This window comes from Aquimarina algiphila, from assembly GCF_007489275.1.
In the GTDB taxonomy this organism is placed as follows: Bacteria; Bacteroidota; Bacteroidia; order Flavobacteriales; family Flavobacteriaceae; genus Aquimarina; species Aquimarina algiphila.
Map to the genome: position 1 here is coordinate 1 of NZ_VLNR01000188.1, position 670 is coordinate 670.

At 38.4% G+C, this 670-nt stretch carries 1 protein-coding gene; it reads right to left on the reverse strand.

The features are described from left to right. Positions 1 to 161: 161 nt before the first annotated feature. Positions 162 to 670: hypothetical protein (locus tag FOF46_RS32095; protein ID WP_167572038.1), on the reverse strand; the 509-nt coding region annotated here is incomplete at its 5' end.

Here is a 670-nt window from a genome sequence, read left to right on the forward strand (position 1 = left end):
TCTCCATATCAGCAATCTTTACTGCAGTTTGAGGAACAGTGGTATGGACATAATTCTTATCAGACAACACTACCTGGGCCTGTACCTGCAATCCCATAAGTAGCATCACTATGCTATATATAATTTTATTATTTATCATCTTAAATATTTTGTTTATGGGATTAATGTTGTGGTCCACAATTTGGGCAATCTTCATCAGAAATACTGGATACGACCACCATAAGCCTTGTGACCTCTTTACCTGTTAGATTATCTTTAACCGTAACGGTAATATTATACTCATGAGTCCCTGTTGCAAAATTGGAAAAACTGAACTGTGTCCCAGTACCTGAACCAGCAGTTTGTGATGGACTAACAGCTTTAAAGGCTCTCCATGTGATTTGACGTGATCCTGATCCCCCAGAAATGCTTGTTACATTAAACGATACGCTTGCACTAGAACCTGAGACCGAAGTAGCAGACTGGCTTGTACTGACAACCATTTTAGGATATACTTTTAAGACGGGGCTATTAGCTCCCCATTTAGTATTTGCATTCTGCATGGTTAAGTCCACTACTTTAAATTTAATAGTATAGGTTCCTGAAGTAGGAAAATGATAAGAGTATGATGTCCCTGTAGCACTTTGCTTTACATTATTCACATACCATTCATACCTTCGAGATCCTGAAC